Source organism: Nostoc sp. UIC 10607, from assembly GCF_047228265.1.
Classification (GTDB): Bacteria; Cyanobacteriota; Cyanobacteriia; order Cyanobacteriales; family Nostocaceae; genus Nostoc; species Nostoc foliaceum_A.
The window spans coordinates 22,557-39,656 of record NZ_JBIQNW010000056.1; the positions used below are offsets into that span (position 1 = coordinate 22,557).

A 17,100-nucleotide genomic window follows, 5' to 3' on the forward strand; every position below is an offset into this window, starting at 1 on the left:
AAGCGCTAGAGAAATAAAACATGGCGAAAATTATTGCATTTGACGAGGAATCGCGGCGAGCTCTAGAAAGGGGTGTTAACGCCCTTGCCGATGCCGTAAAAATCACCTTGGGGCCCAAAGGTCGCAATGTCCTTTTAGAGAAAAAATTTGGCGCACCTCAAATTGTCAACGATGGTATCACTGTTGCCAAGGAAATTGAATTAGAAGATCCTTTGGAAAATACTGGTGCAAGACTCATCCAGGAAGTGGCCTCAAAAACTAAAGATGTCGCTGGGGATGGTACAACCACCGCCACAGTTTTAGCACAGGCCTTGATTCGGGAAGGTTTGAAGAACGTCGCGGCAGGTAGTAACCCGGTTAGCTTGAGACGCGGGATCGACAAAACTATTGAGGCACTGGTAAAAGAAATTGCCAGAGTAGCCAAGCCAGTAGAAGGAAGTGCGATCGCTCAAGTTGCAACTGTCTCTGCTGGTAACGATGAAGAAGTTGGCCAAATGTTAGCCCAAGCAATGGAAAAAGTCACCAAAGATGGTGTCATTACCGTTGAAGAATCTAAATCCCTCACCACAGAACTAGAAGTAGTTGAGGGGATGCAGATTGACAGGGGTTACATTTCACCCTACTTCGTCACCAACAACGAGCGGCAAATAGTCGAATTTGAAAACGCCCGCATCTTGGTTACTGACAAAAAAATCAGCAGCATCCAAGATTTAGTACCAGTGTTGGAAAAAGTCGCCCGTTCTGGTCAGCCCTTGCTGATCATCGCGGAAGATGTCGAAGGTGATGCTTTGGCAACTTTGGTAGTGAACAAAGCGCGGGGTGTACTTGCTGTGGCTGCAATTAAAGCACCTGGCTTTGGCGATCGCCGCAAAGCTTTGTTAGAAGATATTGCTATTCTCACCGATGGACAGTTGATTTCTGAAGAAATTGGCTTAAGCTTGGATACCGCTTCTCTAGAAGCGTTGGGAACTGCCCGCAAAATCACCATTGACAAAGAAAGCACCACCATTGTAGCTGGCAGTGTCACCAAGCCAGAGGTACAAAAGCGGATTTCTCAAATTCGCAGGCAGTTGGAAGAAACCGATTCTGAGTACGATCAAGAAAAACTGCAAGAACGCATCGCTAAACTCGCTGGCGGTGTGGCAGTAATTAAAGTGGGTGCGGCAACCGAAACCGAACTCAAAGACCGTAAACTGCGGATTGAAGACGCGCTGAACGCTACTAAAGCCGCCGTGGAAGAAGGTATTGTTCCTGGTGGTGGAACGACCTTAATTCACTTAGCTAAGACGGTAGAAGCGATTAAAAACAGCTTAGAAAACGAAGAAGAAAAAATTGGGGCTGATATAGTCCAACGAGCGCTAGAAGCTCCCTTGCGTCAAATAGCAGATAATGCTGGTGCTGAAGGTTCTGTTATCGTCTCTAGAGTCCGAGATAGCGACTTCAACATTGGCTACAACGCTGCTACCGGAGAATTTGAAGACTTGATCGCTGCCGGGATTATCGACCCTGCCAAAGTCGTGCGTTCAGCTTTGCAAAACGCTGGTTCCATTGCTGGTTTGGTCTTAACCACCGAAGCGATCGTTGTTGAAAAGCCGGAGAAGAAATCCGCCGCGGCTGCCCCTGATATGGGCGGTATGGGCGGCATGGGTGGCATGGGTGGCATGGGCGGCATGGGCGGCATGGGCGGCATGGGCATGTTCTAACTTCTGCTCACCCAGATAAATATTTTTTAAGCAGTTTGTCTTGCCAAGGCAAACTGTTTTTTTATACTGACCATTGCTGATTCAGAAGCAATATGTTATCTGTATTGCTGGTAACTCACTGAACGTAAATAAACTTACAGCAGTTTTCATCTATTTAAAGCACACGTATTGTCGGGGTACAGCATTGCTTTGCCCTTACAACTGAAAATAGCTGTAATTATGAAACTTTTCAGTGCTTAGTTATGAGTACAACTGACTACCAACAAAATGTTGATGACCAAATTAGCAACCTAAATAATTGCTTAATCTAGAAATTGCCCTCTTTGTATTAATTTTTGTAAAATTATGTGTAAGTTATCAGTTGCTACGAGTCAATTATTTTTACTAATGACTAATAACTAATAACTATTAGGTAATATTGCATGGCACGAAAACTGCGTCGCCTTCCCAAAGTAGTAAATAGACCATATGAAGATGAGTTCTATCACCAACCAGGGACTATACCTGGAACCATTTTTATTGATGCAGATGCTCCACCACCGATAATTTTCTTGATTGACTATAATCAAACCAATTTCATCCACAAACAAATATTAACTCCAGAAGAATGTATCCCATATCTTGATAGCGAATCAATTTCTTGGGTAGACGTACAAGGTTTAGGCAGTCAAGACATATTAGAACGATTGGGTAACGTTTTTGAGTTACATCCTCTAGTTTTAGAAGATATAGTCAATGTACCGGAGCGTCCTAAAACAGAGGATTATGAAGACCAATTGCTATTCATTGCTCGCATGGTAGTACCAAAAGAAAGAACTTGTGGTTTTCACAGCGAACAAGTGAGTTTGATCTTAGGGAAAAATTATTTGTTGACAGTACAAGAAGAACCAGAACATGATTGCTTTGAAGCGGTGCGATCGCGGATTGAAAAAAACAAAGGAATCATCCGTAAACAGGGAGCCGATTATTTAGCTTACGCTGTGTTAGATGCAATTATTGATGGCTTTTTCCCAGTGCTGGAGCTTTATGGGGAGCGAATCGAAGAGTTAGAGGAGGAAGTAATAGTTAAACCCACCCCACAAACACTACAAAATATTTATAAAATTAGGCGAGAATTACTGCAACTGCGTCGTGCTATCTGGCCGCAGCGAGATGCAATTAATTCTTTAATTCGAGATGGTAGCGAACTGATTGGCGAAGAGGTACGAATCTACCTGCGAGATTGTTATGACCATACAGTGCAAGTGATGGACATGGTAGAAACTTACCGAGAACTAGCATCTGGATTAATGGATGTGTACCTTTCGGCAGTGAGCAATAAAATGAATGAAATCATGAAGGTGCTAACGGTGGTTTCATCAATTTTTATCCCACTAACTTTTGTTGCAGGAATATATGGTATGAATTTCAATACTGAGAAATCGCCATATAATATGCCTGAATTGAATTGGTATTGGGGCTATCCAATTTGCTTGGCAGTGATGGGAGCGATCGCACTTGGTTTGCTATTCTTTTTTTGGCGACGGGGCTGGCTACAAAATTCTGTAACAATCAAGCGTAATTAAAGGTTGTAGATGGACGATGGGTCAAATATATATTCATTAGCACCGGGAGTTAAGATTCTGAGTTATGAGGAGTAGCGACCAGAATTTAGTAGTTTTGACGATTTATATTATCGGTATTTCCTACGTTTTTAACCGCATGGTTGAATCCATAGATGACCAAATTAAGTTCGAGTTTAAGAAAGGAATCGTTGACGAACAACTCAAAGAACAAAATCTCGACGATAAAATTGGGATTTCCTTTAAACTCAAATCTTCATACCCAATTGACGATCTGAAAGATTTAGGAATTAGCATTGAAAATAAATCTGATAATGTTGCTGTATACGTTGACTGGGACAACAGTTCTCTAGTAGTTGAACATAGCAAGCAATCGCGCCGCGTAATTCGGAAATCACCAGACTTAACGCGCGACTTAGCAGTACCTCAAAGTCCTAGCCTAATTGCTCCCAAAAAAACACTATCTGAAACGGTGACAGCAGAAGATGTTTTCGAGCGCGATCAAGTAGCTGGAACCTATTCAGCAAAAAAACCACTAATTGATATCAATGGGCTACAAAAAGGGCAAAAAAAGTTGTACAACGATTTTATTAACAGAAGAAAGGAGTTGGACTTTTCCTTACAACTGGTGCTACGGATATCTGAGGTGCGTTTAGGTCTAGCCCCAGGTCGTGATTTTCCTCCCATTAGTATTATCAATTGTCCTTTCACAATTAGGAAACTACCTTGGACTTACGCTCTACCTTGGAATAAAAAAAAGTAATGTCATGTCAACATGCTACGTCAACAGTAAACTGGATCTAAGGAGAGAGTAGGCGCAGGCGGTTGCAGATCAGTCATAGTTACTGGTTTGAGGAAAGTCCGGACTCCCGAAAGACCAAACTTGCTGGATAACGTCCAGTGCGAGCGATCGTGAGGATAGTGCCACAGAAAGATACCGCCAGATCAATTTTAATTGATCTGGTAAGGGTGCAAAGGTGCGGTAAGAGCGCACCAGCAGTATCGAGAGGTGCTGGCTCGGTAAACCCCGGTTGGGAGCAAGGCGATAGGAACTATGGTTGGTCTTTTACCAGTTCCGCTCAATGAGAGCCGCTAGAGGCGTTTGGTAACAAGCGTCCCAGATAGATAACTGCCCTCGCAAGAGAACAGAACCCGGCTTATGTCCTGCTCTCTCCCCCTTTTTTAGTGCTGAGTGCTGAGTTTAGGAGTTAGAAGTTAGAAGTTAGGAGTTAGGAGTCAAGAGTTATTAGCTCCCCCTACTCCTCCTGCTCCCCCTGCCCCCTTCCCCTTGTTATGTAATGCCCCTTGCCTATCCACGCCGTCAGCGGCAACTCGAAAGTTTAGTCCAAAAATTTGGTTTATCCCTAGAAGCACCTATTAAGTGGGAGCTGCTAGATTTAGCGCTAACTCATCCCACTGTCTCTGATTCGGCAAATTATGAACAGCTAGAGTTTGTTGGCGATGCAGTGGTGCGCCTAGTGTCGGCTGTTGTTTTATGGGAAAATTATCCCGATTGTCCAGTAGGGGATTTTGCAGCAATTCGTTCGGTGTTAGTGAGCGATCGCATTCTCGCCCAATTGGCCAGAGTTTATGGTTTGGAATTATACTTACTAGTTGCTGGCAGTGCTACCGCTGATAAAGTTGGTCAAGAGTCACGACTGGCAGATGCTTTTGAAGCAGTTCTGGGTGCGCTTTACTTAAGCACTCAAAATCTGGAACTAATCCGCTCTTGGCTAGATCCGCACTTCCAACAACTAACGACAGAAATTCGCCTCGATCCTGCCAGACTTAATTACAAAGCTGCTCTCCAAGAATGGACTCAGGCACAATTTAAAGTTTTACCAGAGTATCGGGTTGTGGAAGTCAGCCAACCGCACCGCAATCAAGAACGTTTCCTAGCTGAAGTGTGGCTGCACGGAAACAAGCTAGGAGAAGGTAAGGGACGCTCGATAAAAACTGCTGAACAAGCCGCAGCTAAGGTAGCTTTTTTAGCAATCCCTAGTCAGGAAAACTCCTGAAGCAAAAATACGGCTGATAAACGGATAATCAGTTGGTCGTCAGTGGTCATTTGTCCCTAGTCCCTTGCATACTAATGACTAATGACCCTTACGGGTTCACCAGTCGCTCATGGGGGAAACCCCCTTGGCGCTAGCCTCTCCCTTTGGGAGAAGACCGCGCTGGCTCACTAATGACTAATGACTAATGACAAACCAAATTAAAATTGCTGTTATCGGAATTGGGCGTTGGGGAGTGCATCTGTTGCGGAATTTCTTAGCACATCCCCAAGTAAATGTAGTTGCTGTAGTAGATCCCCATCCAGAAAGATTAGCGGCGGTCAAGCAGCAGTTTAATTTAGACGCAGATGTAATTTTGACAACTCAATGGGAAGACTTAAAAAAAGTGCCAGGGTTGACAGCGGTGGCGATCGCAACTCCAGCTACCACCCACTATGCTTTAATTAAAGACTCTCTGCAACAGGGATATCATGTTTTAGCTGAAAAACCCTTAACTCTCGATCCAGAAGAATGTCGAGAACTTTGCTATTTAGCAGAGCAGCATCATTTAATACTCATGGTAGATCATACTTATTTATTTCACCCAGCAGTTGAGCAAGGGAAAGCTGTAGTCCAAGCTGGAAAATTAGGTGATTTACGCTACGGCTACGCCACCCGCACCCATTTGGGGCCTGTCCGGCAAGATGTTGATGCGCTATGGGACTTAGCTATTCACGATATTGCTATTTTTAACACTTGGCTGGGTCAGATCCCTGTGAAAGTACAGGCAACGGGTACAGTCTGGCTACAAGAACAGGAAAGTAGGGAACTGATCCACTCCCCATCTCAAGGTTTAGCTGACCTAGTATGGCTGACACTAACATATCCAGATGGCTTTCAAGCTTATATTCACTTGTGCTGGCTGAATCCCGATAAACAGAGACGGCTGGGGATTGTGGGCAGCCTTGGCAGCTTAATTTTTGATGAAATGTCACTATCATCATCTCTAACCCTGCTACATGGTCAGTTTGAACAACAGGGCAATCAATTTATTCCTATAAATCAAAAGCAGATAGTGCTGGAATTAGAAACAGGTGAACCATTAGAGCGGGTTTGCTCCTCCTTTGTTGTCTCTGTTCTCAACAATACTCCCTCTGAGGTTTCGTCTGGCTGGGTAGGCACTGAGTTAGTAGAAATTCTTGCTGGTTTAACAGTATCTCTTCAGCAAGGCGGCAAACCTGTTTTTGTGAATGAGCGTCAAGGATGAAGAATGTCGACTTTTAACTAAATTACTTCTTGAAAGTCCCATTCGCACAAACTCCGCCTTTTGGAAGACTTACCAAGATAGTTTGCTGCGGCGAAAGACTAATCTCGTAAGTCTCGTTCCCAAGCAGTAACTGGAACTTCGAGGACTTCTCTTTATCTACCCCTGCTTTTACAGATTTATTGATCCCCAAAGAGGGACTTGCTCCAGATTCCTCTAGGCTTGGGTAGTGGCTTGCTTTTGCCTCCTCGTTTCCAGAGGAAAATCCAAGATTCCCTTCCCCTACATTTTCTTCTTTTTTTGGAACAGGTAACAGCGAGATATCAATCAAAGGTAAGGTAATCTTCAGTGTCGTACCTTGATGAAGACCCACACTCTCAAGAGTAATGCTGCCTCCCATGAGTTCGATTAAGTTTCGTGAAATCGCTAATCCCAGTCCAGTACCTTCAAACTGGCGCGTGGTTGTGCCATTCACCATCACAAAGGGGCGAAATAGCTTGTGCTGTTGAGTTGGATCAATCCCTATACCTGTATCTTTGACTATCACCACCACCTGAGATTTCCCATTACTATATTGGATTTCTGTAGCAATGGTGATGCTTCCTGTGTCGGTGAACTTGGTGGCGTTGCCAATAACATTAATCAGCACCTGTTTAAGTTTTGCTGCGTCTGCCTTAATTGGTATCTGTTCAGGAGCTAACTCACATTTCAGCTGTAAGCCTTTTTGTTGAACATTAACTGATTGTAAATTAATTACCTCTAACAATATTTGTCGGAGGTCAATAGGTGTGGTGACGACTGAAAGCTTACCTGCTTCGATTTTAGAAATGTCTAGTAAATCATTAATAATACCTAGCAAGTGAATTGTTGTTTCATCAGCACGTTTAAGGAACTCCATTTCTTCTTCCCGGTCATCACATAAGCCATCTTCAACCAAGCGAATACAGTTAATAATAATATTTAATGGGTTTCTCAATTCATGGGAAGTCGTAGCCAAAAACTGGCTTTTAATTTGGTTAGCGGTTTTTGCTTCTTTCCAAGCTATTTCCAATTCTTCTGCCCCAGCTTTGAGCCGTTCTACCATTTGGTCTAATGCTTGAGCTAGTTGATTGAATTCCCGGATTTGAAAATTGTGCGGCACTGGTTGTGCGGCGTGGTGAGAGTGAATATTGAGAGCATAGTCTCGCAATTCTTCTACAGGACGTGCCAAGTAAGGAGCTAAATATAGTGATGCTAACAAACTTGCACCAATCAAACCAACTGTCAAAACGATGAGGATTAGTTTGATTTCCTCTAAACCAAAAAGCGCATTATCAACACTAGTAACAGCTAAGACTATCCATTTTTGCTGCTGCTGTTGGCTAAGTGGATTTGCAATAGCCGTATAGCCAGCTACTAATTCGTTACCCTCTGGAAAAGATAAATTTATCGAATCATTCCGTCCCGCAATTGCATTTTTAATTATGCTCTTGAGTTGGGAAGCATTTGGGTGCTGATTGATATTAGTTCCCACCCAGTTTGTGAATGGGTGTGCCAAAATTGTGCCATCCTCAGCAATCACTACCATAGCCCCTGTGAGTGATCCCGGCGGATTTCTGGTTTGTTGGTACAATGCAGACTGAATACTTAAGCTGTAAACTAAATTTTTTCGGCTATCAGAAACTGGTGCAGATAACACTAATTGGAGTTGATTTTGTGTGTTTCTTTTTCCAGTCACCCCTACCTTTGGCGGAAAGATTGCTTTGATATCAATTCCGTCGCTAGACAAAGGTAATGTCAATTCTCCAATTGCTTGATCCCCACAACTACTGGCAATTATTTTCTGATTTAGGAGATTCGTTAATTGGATGCATTCAATACTGGCTGGAAGTTGTTGCCTTAACTGCGTGAGAATTTCTTGCTCTTGTATAGGCGAAGACGGAATAACCGTTGTTTTACTTACAACCAGTAAATTAGCTTTTAAGATAGCGATCGCATCTCCAATTCTCTGCCCTTTACTGATGGCGCTTTCTTTTAAATTTTGACGCGCAGTTCCTAATATGCTAGAACGTGCCTTATTCAAGGCAACAATCTCGCCTATAAGTAAAACTGGAACGAACAGAAGCAGTATTCTCGTTACTAAAATTCGACGAAAGGAAGATTGACGGGAATTAGTCATCGAGTGTCTCACTTTGCATCTGCAAACCACAACAGCAAAGATATGTAATTAGACGAGCTAGATGAGACATTTTATTAAATTATCAGAATTTTATTTTCAATGTTTAAAAATAACAAATTGCTATAATTCAAAAAGAAACGTGGTATACCAAAACTCATATATGCTAGATTTAGAAGCGATTTGTTTTGCATATAAATACAGTGGTGAAATTGTAAAATAGTAGCTTGCAGGCATCGATTTTTTTTGAGAATCTACACATGAGCAAAGAAAATATTCCAACTATCAAATCAATTGAATGTTGCAACATCGTCCTCATACTACAGTTGTTTTAGCAATGAGTGCAGATGGGAAAATAGCAGATTTTAGGCGATCGCCTGCTCGGTTTGGCTCAAGGGTTGATAAAGCACATTTAGAAAAACAAATCGCTGCCTCTGATGCCGTTTTATTCGGTGCTGGTACTCTGGGTGCCTACGGAACAACACTTACCGTAACAGATCCAACTCTAGTGCAACTCCGGGCGCAAGGAGGAAAGCCTCCGCAGCCAGTTCATATAGTGACTACACACTCTGCAAACCTCAATCCGGAAATTAACTTTTTTAAGCAACCAGTTAGACGGTGGTTACTCACGACAACAGCGGGAGCACTTTCATGGAAAGGACGCTTACAGACGCTTCCCTCAACTCTGGAAACCGGAGCAAAGGATTGCTCTCCAGAATTTGAGCAGATTCTGGTTTTTGAAACATCAACGCGAGAAATTGACATTTCCGCAGCCTTGAAGCATCTAGCCACTCTACATATAACACGCTTGGTAGTATTGGGTGGAGGTGAATTAGTCGCTTCCTTGCTGGGATTAGATTTAATTGATGAATTATGGCTGACTGTCTGTCCACTGATTTTAGGTGGTAATACTGCACCCACACCCGTAGATGGGAAAGGATTTTTACCCGATTTAGCTCCTAAGTTGCAACTTTTAGAAGTTCATACTGTTGAACAAGAAGTGTTTTTGCACTATCGCCTGCAACGACCAGCAGATTAGATTACGCTAAGTAAAGTTATTGGGCATTGGGCATTGATTATTCCTCTTGTCCTCCTTATCCCGACTCCCTAAAAAAACCACACGATGGTGGAACAACTTAAGCCTCGCTATTCTGTCGTTTGGACAAATAAAATTGCTGAAGTACCCCAAAATGCCTGGAATGCTTTGGCAATGCCACTCAAAACGCCGTTTTTAGAATGGGAGTGGCTAAACAATATCGAAACCTCCCATAGTGCTACGGCTAAAACTGGTTGGTTGCCAAATCACTTGACATTGTGGCGAGATAGAATGCTGATTGCTGCTGCGCCACTTTATCTTAAAGGACATAGTTCTGGTGAATTTGTTTTCGATCACCAATGGGCAGAGTTAGCCGATCGCATCGGAGTCCAGTATTACCCAAAATTGCTGGGAATGACACCCTTTACTCCTGCTGAAGGCTATCGATTCTTAATTGCTCCAGGAGAAGATGAAGATGAAATCACAGCGATAATGGTGCATGAAATTGACACTTTTTGCTCTAAAAATCGAATTTCTGGGTGTCATTTTCTCTATGTTGATCCCCAATGGCGTCCGATGCTGGAACGGCATGGCTTTACAACATGGCTGCACCACAGCTACGTCTGGGAAAATGCTGGTTTTAAAACTTTTGATGACTACTTGAAAGTTTTCAATGCCAATCAGCGTCGCAATATCAAGCGGGAACGCAAAGCTGTGGAAAAAGCTGGTTTACGATTGCAACCGCTAAGTGGTGATGAAATTCCCTACTCTTCATTTCCTTTGATGTACCAGTTCTATGCTGACACCTGTGATAAGTTTGGCTGGTGGGGTAGCAAGTATCTCACACAGCGGTTTTTTGAGCAGCTATACACCGATTATCGCCATCGAGTCTTGTTTTTTGCTGCATACAGCGAGGAAGATAACTCTCATCCTTTAGGAATGTCCTTTTGTTTGTTTAAAGGTGACAAACTCTATGGACGCTATTGGGGGAGTTTTCAAGAAATAGATTGCTTACATTTTGATGCTTGCTATTATGCGCCAATTGAGTGGGCGATCGCTAACGGAATTCAAATTTTTGACCCTGGTGCGGGTGGGCGACACAAAAAACGGCGCGGTTTCCCTGCTGTTCCCAATCATAGTTTGCACCGTTTTTACAATAATCGTTTAGGACAAATTTTACGTCCCTATATTAAGGAAGTGAATCAACTCGAACAGCAGGAGATTGAGGCAATTAATGCAGACTTGCCATTTAATAACCGAGATTCTTAAAGAATACCAAGGCAGAGGGTGAACGACGAATTACACTTGATATAGAGTGTAAAAACCCTCAAGAAAGAAAATTTCTTTTTATAATGCTTATGGATTTAATAGTTGAAAATTTAGCCGCAATTGATGATAAACTTTCCCAGCGTCACATAGACCTTGATCCCGGCGGGTATTTCATTATTTACTTGGATCGAAATGTAGGGTTAATTTATGCCAAGCATTTTACAAATGTGATTGATGAGCGTGGTTTAGCAGTCGATCCAGAAACAGGAAAAGTAATTCCGGCGCGAGAAAAGGTAGAACGAACTCATACAACAGTTTTTAGCGGGAGGACAGCGAAAGAACTTTCCGTGAAGATTTTTGAAGAAACTCAGCCCCCTCCTGTAACTCAATTAAATCATGCAGCTTATTTGGGTCGAGAATTTGTTCGGGCTGAGGTGGCTTTAGTCACAGAGCAAGAGTATGTTCAGGATTAAAGTTAAAAGTGAAAAGTCAGGAGTTGAAATTCCTAACTCCTAACTCCACTCATAACTCTCCCATTACCCATCAGATGATGGCTGATTTATCTGATAGATGTAGTAAGTCGCCATTGGGATAACGGTGGCGGCAATTAACAATCCTACTACCCAAGCAGTAGCGTTACCTTGGTCTGTTTCTTCTGCTTTCTTGAAGGTGCCTTCTACCTGTACATTGTCAGTGATTTGGGGTGGGCCTGGATCGGCTTTGCCAGAGAGGACGGCGACAAGGCGATCGCTTGCATCTAGAAAAGCTTGGTTGTATTTATTACCATTGCGTAACGGCACACTTACTGTTTCAGTAGCTACACTCTCGGCAATAGAGTCAGTGAGCAAAGGCTTAACTTGATCTCCAGTAATAATGGCAGTACCATTGGTAACCGTATCAAGAACCAATAAAGTTTGATTAGCTTGGGCTTCTTTTGTAGGAAACCATTTTTTAAACAGTTCTTTGGTGAAGCTTTCCGGCGTTTCACCGTAGTCGAGGCGGCGAACAGTAACAATTCTGACTTCCTTATCTGTTTGCTTTGCCAAATCCTCGAAGGCACTGCTAATCTTACCTTCATTCAGACGGCTGATAACTTCACCTTGATCCAAAACCCAGGTGTCATTCCCTGCTGTGAGACTGGGTAATTGATACACCCCTGTGGCTAAAGCAGGTGAGGCAAACAGCGAGGCTGCTAAAATAACCGTCACCAAAGGTAGAATTAGCCGGATGAGGTGTTTTTGACTGCTAAATACTTGTTTGAGGAGCTGTTTCATCGTGTGATCTCTAAGACAGACTTGCACCCAAAATACTACAGAAACACTGCAAAAATCACCTCGTTGCCGATTTTCTCCAGTGTGAAATTTCTGCTACTGCCAACAGATAGATATTGTACGGGATTTTTTGATTGCACAAACTTGTTCTGAGGGCGGCTGCAAGCATTGACCTGACGCTAACACCCTTGCTAGTTACAAGAAATACCGCCCATTTTGGGAATTAACCCAAATGCTTAGGGCGGAATTTGCAAACCATCTAGAAATCATATCGTACTGATCAATATTTTTGGCATAATCGAGGATATTTTTTCATATCTGCAAGTAGCTTTTCCTGCTGTAGCCATTGATGGGTGATATCTGCATTTTTCGGAAATTTGAGCTAAAGCTATATCAATATAATATATACAACATGACCATAATTTTAACTAACGACGACGGCATTGATGCCCCCGGTATCCGAGCGCTACTCAAAGCTGTAAACGACAAAAATGCTATTATCGCTGCTCCGGCTGATCATCAGTCTGGCTGTGGACATCAAGTTACCACCACTCGTGCCATCAACCTCCAGCGACGTTCTGAGACTGAGTATGCGATCGCAGGCACTCCCGCAGATTGTGTGAGAATTGCAATAACACAAATTAATGCGGATGTCAAATTTGTCCTTTCAGGTATCAACGCTGGGGGTAACTTGGGAGTCGATGCTTACATTTCTGGCACAGTGGCTGCTGTGCGGGAAGCTGCAATGCACGGTATTCCCGGAATTGCTATTTCCCACTATCGGAAAGCCAAACAGGATTTTGATTGGGATCTGGCCGCCAAATTCACAGCTGAAGTTTTAGCGGACTTACTCAAGCTTCCCCTAGAACCGGGAAGCTTTTGGAATGTAAACTTGCCGCATCTGCAACCAGGAGAACCAGATCCTAATATGGTATTTTGCCAAGCCTGTACCAGACCTTTGCCTGTAAACTATCGAATTGAAGGCGATAATTTTTATTATGTGGGCGAATATGGCAAACGCGATCGCACTCCTGGTAGTGATGTGGATGTATGTTTTTCCGGCAATATTGCCGTAACTCAGTTAAGGGTTTGACATCAGCTATCAGTGACTAATTAACTGTTACCAGCTTTTAGGCTATTACAAATTACGAATTATTTTAGTCATCTAATGCTTGAATTAAGGACATAAATCGATCTACAGTTTGTGTCAGTTGGTTGAGTTTTTGTAGTGAATCATGGTGAGATTCTGCAAGGGTCTGTATAGCATCACACAACGCGACAATTTGATAGCCTTGCTGTTGCACCTGCTGTCCCTGTGCTTCGACTTGAATACTGAGATTCTCCAGTCTTTCTGCAAGACGTTCAATCGTCTCAGTCGTAGAAAGTACTGCTTCCCCAATTTGCTCAACAATAGATTCTAAGCGATTGATTTTTACTTCGACTCCGCCTGAAATCATTTCTTTACACCCTAATTTTGAGAGAGCATCTTAGTAATCTTCCTAATACCAATTGAAATAATTAATCTCTGTACAAAGATTAGATAACACTGTCATTCTGATAATATGTATGTTTTTGTTTTTTGATGCTTCTACCCAATGTTGTGTTTAGATTCTTATTGGTCACTAATTTTTTCGGTTTTTTAATCAATTCGTGACTATACACTACATATTCAAAATGATTAGCCACCCCTTGCAAAATATAGTTAAGGAAAATAAGCTTCAATTTATACAACGTTATGCTTACCAAAAACTTAACAAATATTAAGTAAATGCATGGTTAAATTTGATACTTTTAATTAAACTAAGATTCTAATCTAATTAAGTTCCCGTAATTATATCGTTGTTGTTTAACATTTGGCTCGACAATTTACTAAACACTAGTAACAAACATTTTTCTAAGTGTCATTTATCCAAGTCAGGAATTGCAATTTACAATTTCTGCTTCAGTAGTGTCTACAATTAAAGGTTATGTGGAAATTGGGGAGAGCTTGTAGGAATATTAATCTTATAGCTATTGTTTGTGCCGATCGCGATCAAAATTGCTGATCTAGGCACAATTCTTAAGGTTTTGAAATCTGGTAAAGTATTCAAGGCGGGTGAGAGCAACTGGTTGCTCTCCACTTTCTGCCAAGCGATACGCAAATTACCGTCGCACAACTCATTGGCTAATTTCACATTTAACTAAAGTAATAGAATATCTAAAGGAAAATATTCAACCATTGAACAATCAACTTTTAATTAAGGAAAAATTACAAGCCAAGCTTAAGAAGATTCAAACTAAGAGCGATGGCTCTCCCATTACCAATTTGCAGCTAGACAAAATTTTAGCCGAAGAAATTGAACAATTGACAACAGAACTGGAGAGCGTCAATCCCAATCTCAATCCTCTTCTCTACGCTACTTCTTTGCTGGAGGGTGCTTGGCAACTCCAATACTCCACTGCGAGAGAAATCCGTTCTTTAATTTCTCTTCCATTGGGATTAAAGCTGGGTAAAGTTTATCAAGTGATCGATATTGCAAATAAATTGTTTTTCAATCTAGCTAAGGTTAAACATTCTCTGGGTTTAGTATCGGGATACGTCAAAGTGACAGCTAGCTTCGAACCAGCCAAAGAGGATTTAGAGCCTCCATCGAACAAACGCATCAACGTCTATTTTGACAAACGCTACCTATCGATTGAAAAGATTGTGGGCATTAATACTCCCCAACTCAATCCATTTAAGGTTGTACCAGCTAATAATCTTACTAACAGAACTGCCACACTAGACATTACTTACTTAGATGAAACCTTAAGAATTGGACGTGGAGGGGATGGAAGTTTATTCATTCTGAGTAAATCCAATGATTTACCTGAATTGATTTCCTCAATTTGAAATTGATCGCGCCGCTGAATGAATATGGCTCTCTCAATAACACATCTTTTCACCAAGGTAAAACCAGGTTCTGCGATGGTAGAGCTTAAAACATTAAATTTAAAGGTAGGTCATGGAATAGAAGGAGATATTAATGCCGATTCTATAAGTCCCAGGCAAGTTTTAATTGTTAGATACGAAGATATTTTAGACTTATCAATTAAAGCAGGAGAATTGCGAGAAAATATTGTGGTTAAAGGTATAGAACTTGATAATTTTATCCCTGGTTCTCTACTAATTTTTGAAAGTGGTGCAGCAATTCGTCTAACTTTTCACTGTGAACCTTGTAAGCGAATAGCCCACTTGGTAGAATCATTAAAAAGCATTCAAGCTAAAAGAGGAATTTTAGGTGTAGTTATTAAATCAGGTAAAATCCAGGTTGGAACTAATTTTCAGATTCAAGCTCATAAATTTTCAGCATTATCTGAGAACCCTTATGAACGATTCTTAAATTTTATCATCAAAATTCCCAGTGGAAAAGTAGTTACATATAAACAGATAATCAAAGGTATAGGAGTAGATAATAGCTATCTAAGAGCTATTCCGGCATACTTGAAAAAGACCTCATCTGCTGATTTCCCGTTACATAGAATATTAGACTCTAAAGGTTATTTGATAACTTATGTGAGCCAACAAAAAAGCAAGTTGGAAACTGAAGGAGTTCAGGTTTTATCTGAGACAGTTTTATTGAGCAATTTAAGCAAAAGTTTTGTAGATATTAAATATTGTTTGTGGGAGGATGAGACTATATATCTAGAATAGATATTACTAATATAGTTTTTATGGTATTTGCATATCATCCATTTTAGAAAGGAAAATACTTAGTTTTATCAAGATAATCTCTGATTTTTAATTTGTTTAGACGTAGCTTCCATAAAGTCGAGAAAAACTTTTATGAGCTTATGGATTCCCTCGCTACCTCCTGCAATTAAACCTCCTGTCAGCAATGCATCTAAACAACGGAAAACAACTACTTGAATTGGATTATCTAAATCAATAACTACAAGTGGCTCGATTGAGCGAATACCTATTGCGCTCATTAAAAGGCCGAATAAAAGGGATGTCCATAGAGCAATTGTTCGCGTATCAGATTTATAGGCTGCTCTTTGGCGCTCTTTTTCATTCAAATCATTAATTTGTGGCTTGAATATTTTTAATGGTTCTTGTTGGTTTTGTATAAAATTTTGGATGATTTGCTCTTCTAAGCTCATTCCTTCAGGCGGTAGCCCACTGATTTGATTGGATTCTAAAGAAGGTAATTGTTTCTGTTGGGCTTCCATAAGTCTTATTTTCTCAGATATTAGAACTTTTTCTTGCTGAATACTAATATCTAGTTGCTCGATAAATGAACCACGCCAAGTAGTTATAAAAACTTCTAAAGAACGCTCTAGCAACAAAGAAATAAATAATTGTAAAATGAGTAACTGAATAATATCATTAAGCCCAAATGGTTTTAAAACGAATGGTTTAGAGGAGAGCCAAGTTGACAAAGTGACTACTAGAAAACTAATAATAATTAACAGAATAAATAGAGGAGATTCTGGAGAAAGCTTTTGCAACGTATCTATACTCCTGTTTCGCGTCACAATATTTAACACAGCCTGGAGGTGAGAACTACACCTGCTGAGTAACTTAACAACGTTAATTTGATAGAACAGTAAATAATTTATTACCCGATCATTATTTTTTCCAGGAGTGTGATATGCTCTGCCATTTTGGAAGCGATCACATACAGATAAATGGAGAGCGATCGCCTTCTTTTAAGGTTTGTAAATATGAGTGAGTCACATAACTCAAAGGTAAGAAGCCTGGGTTGGGTTACGTCTACTTACCCTTAAATAAGCAAAACTCATGACTAATATCAGCTTTACTGAAGTGATAAAACTTGATTAAAAAATGTAAAGCATTGTAAAGTGAATCCACAGGCAAAGACAA

Annotated in this window: 15 protein-coding genes and 1 other RNA gene; 12 read left to right on the plus strand and 4 right to left on the minus strand. The window is 41.2% G+C overall.

The window, feature by feature from the left end; genetic code table 11:
* Positions 1-20: 20 nt before the first annotated feature.
* The 6 genes from groL to ACEYW6_RS29100 all read left to right on the plus strand — a co-directional run bounded on the left by groL (position 21) and on the right by ACEYW6_RS29100 (position 6,526).
* Positions 21-1,703, plus strand: a complete 1,683-nt coding sequence (gene groL, locus ACEYW6_RS29075) for a chaperonin GroEL (RefSeq protein ID WP_190892350.1) — start codon at positions 21-23, stop codon at positions 1,701-1,703.
* A 422-nt stretch (positions 1,704-2,125) separates the two neighbouring features.
* Positions 2,126-3,268, plus strand: a complete 1,143-nt coding sequence (gene corA, locus ACEYW6_RS29080) for a magnesium/cobalt transporter CorA (protein WP_412982482.1) — start codon at positions 2,126-2,128, stop codon at positions 3,266-3,268.
* A gap of 64 nt (positions 3,269-3,332) precedes the next feature.
* Positions 3,333-4,028 (plus strand): hypothetical protein, encoded by a 696-nt coding sequence (locus tag ACEYW6_RS29085; protein ID WP_190892347.1) that lies wholly within the window; start codon positions 3,333-3,335, stop codon positions 4,026-4,028.
* Positions 4,029-4,072: 44 nt separating this feature from the next.
* An RNA gene (gene rnpB / locus ACEYW6_RS29090) (RNase P RNA component class A) lies at positions 4,073-4,441 on the plus strand.
* A gap of 122 nt (positions 4,442-4,563) precedes the next feature.
* Complete coding sequence (rnc, locus tag ACEYW6_RS29095; protein WP_412982483.1) at positions 4,564-5,283, plus strand: ribonuclease III; 720 nt, start codon at positions 4,564-4,566, stop codon at positions 5,281-5,283.
* Between the two features lie 184 nt (positions 5,284-5,467).
* The gene (locus ACEYW6_RS29100; RefSeq protein ID WP_412982484.1) at positions 5,468-6,526 is read left to right on the plus strand and encodes a Gfo/Idh/MocA family protein; all 1,059 of its coding nucleotides are present in this window, start codon (positions 5,468-5,470) and stop codon (positions 6,524-6,526) included.
* Between the two features lie 22 nt (positions 6,527-6,548).
* Here ACEYW6_RS29100 and ACEYW6_RS29105 read toward each other — a convergent pair whose 3' ends face one another.
* Complete coding sequence (locus tag ACEYW6_RS29105) at positions 6,549-8,681, minus strand: ATP-binding protein (RefSeq protein ID WP_412982485.1); 2,133 nt, start codon at positions 8,679-8,681, stop codon at positions 6,549-6,551.
* Between the two features lie 295 nt (positions 8,682-8,976).
* Here ACEYW6_RS29105 and ACEYW6_RS29110 point away from each other — a divergent pair, with 295 nt between their 5' ends.
* From ACEYW6_RS29110 to ACEYW6_RS29120, 3 genes are all read left to right on the plus strand, one after another.
* Complete coding sequence (locus tag ACEYW6_RS29110) at positions 8,977-9,717, plus strand: RibD family protein (protein WP_412982486.1); 741 nt, start codon at positions 8,977-8,979, stop codon at positions 9,715-9,717.
* 84 nt (positions 9,718-9,801) lie between these two features.
* Positions 9,802-10,983: a GNAT family N-acetyltransferase gene (locus tag ACEYW6_RS29115; RefSeq protein WP_412982487.1), complete on the plus strand. Its 1,182-nt coding sequence runs from the start codon at positions 9,802-9,804 to the stop codon at positions 10,981-10,983.
* A gap of 89 nt (positions 10,984-11,072) precedes the next feature.
* Positions 11,073-11,456 carry a DUF4346 domain-containing protein gene (locus tag ACEYW6_RS29120; protein ID WP_412982488.1) on the plus strand — a complete coding sequence of 128 codons (384 nt, stop codon included), beginning with the start codon at positions 11,073-11,075 and terminating at the stop codon, positions 11,454-11,456.
* 63 nt (positions 11,457-11,519) lie between these two features.
* On the opposite strand, the gene psb32 is transcribed toward ACEYW6_RS29120, so the two are convergent.
* Entirely contained in the window at positions 11,520-12,257 is a 738-nt protein-coding gene (gene psb32, locus ACEYW6_RS29125; protein WP_412982489.1) for a photosystem II repair protein Psb32, read from the minus strand.
* Between the two features lie 409 nt (positions 12,258-12,666).
* On the opposite strand from psb32, the gene surE reads away from it, so the two are divergent.
* Positions 12,667-13,347, plus strand: coding sequence for a 5'/3'-nucleotidase SurE (gene surE / locus ACEYW6_RS29130; RefSeq protein ID WP_412982490.1), 681 nt, complete (start codon positions 12,667-12,669; stop codon positions 13,345-13,347).
* Positions 13,348-13,411: 64 nt separating this feature from the next.
* Here surE and ACEYW6_RS29135 read toward each other — a convergent pair whose 3' ends face one another.
* Entirely contained in the window at positions 13,412-13,711 is a 300-nt protein-coding gene (locus tag ACEYW6_RS29135) for a hypothetical protein (protein WP_412982491.1), read from the minus strand.
* A gap of 761 nt (positions 13,712-14,472) precedes the next feature.
* Here ACEYW6_RS29135 and ACEYW6_RS29140 point away from each other — a divergent pair.
* Positions 14,473-15,126 carry a PAP/fibrillin family protein gene (locus ACEYW6_RS29140; protein WP_412982495.1) on the plus strand — a complete coding sequence of 218 codons (654 nt, stop codon included), beginning with the start codon at positions 14,473-14,475 and terminating at the stop codon, positions 15,124-15,126.
* A 24-nt stretch (positions 15,127-15,150) separates the two neighbouring features.
* Positions 15,151-15,927 carry an MGMT family protein gene (locus ACEYW6_RS29145; protein WP_412982492.1) on the plus strand — a complete coding sequence of 259 codons (777 nt, stop codon included), beginning with the start codon at positions 15,151-15,153 and terminating at the stop codon, positions 15,925-15,927.
* 68 nt (positions 15,928-15,995) lie between these two features.
* Here ACEYW6_RS29145 and ACEYW6_RS29150 read toward each other — a convergent pair whose 3' ends face one another.
* The gene (locus tag ACEYW6_RS29150) at positions 15,996-16,724 is read right to left on the minus strand and encodes a hypothetical protein (RefSeq protein WP_412982493.1); all 729 of its coding nucleotides are present in this window, start codon (positions 16,722-16,724) and stop codon (positions 15,996-15,998) included.
* Positions 16,725-17,100 lie beyond the last annotated feature (376 nt).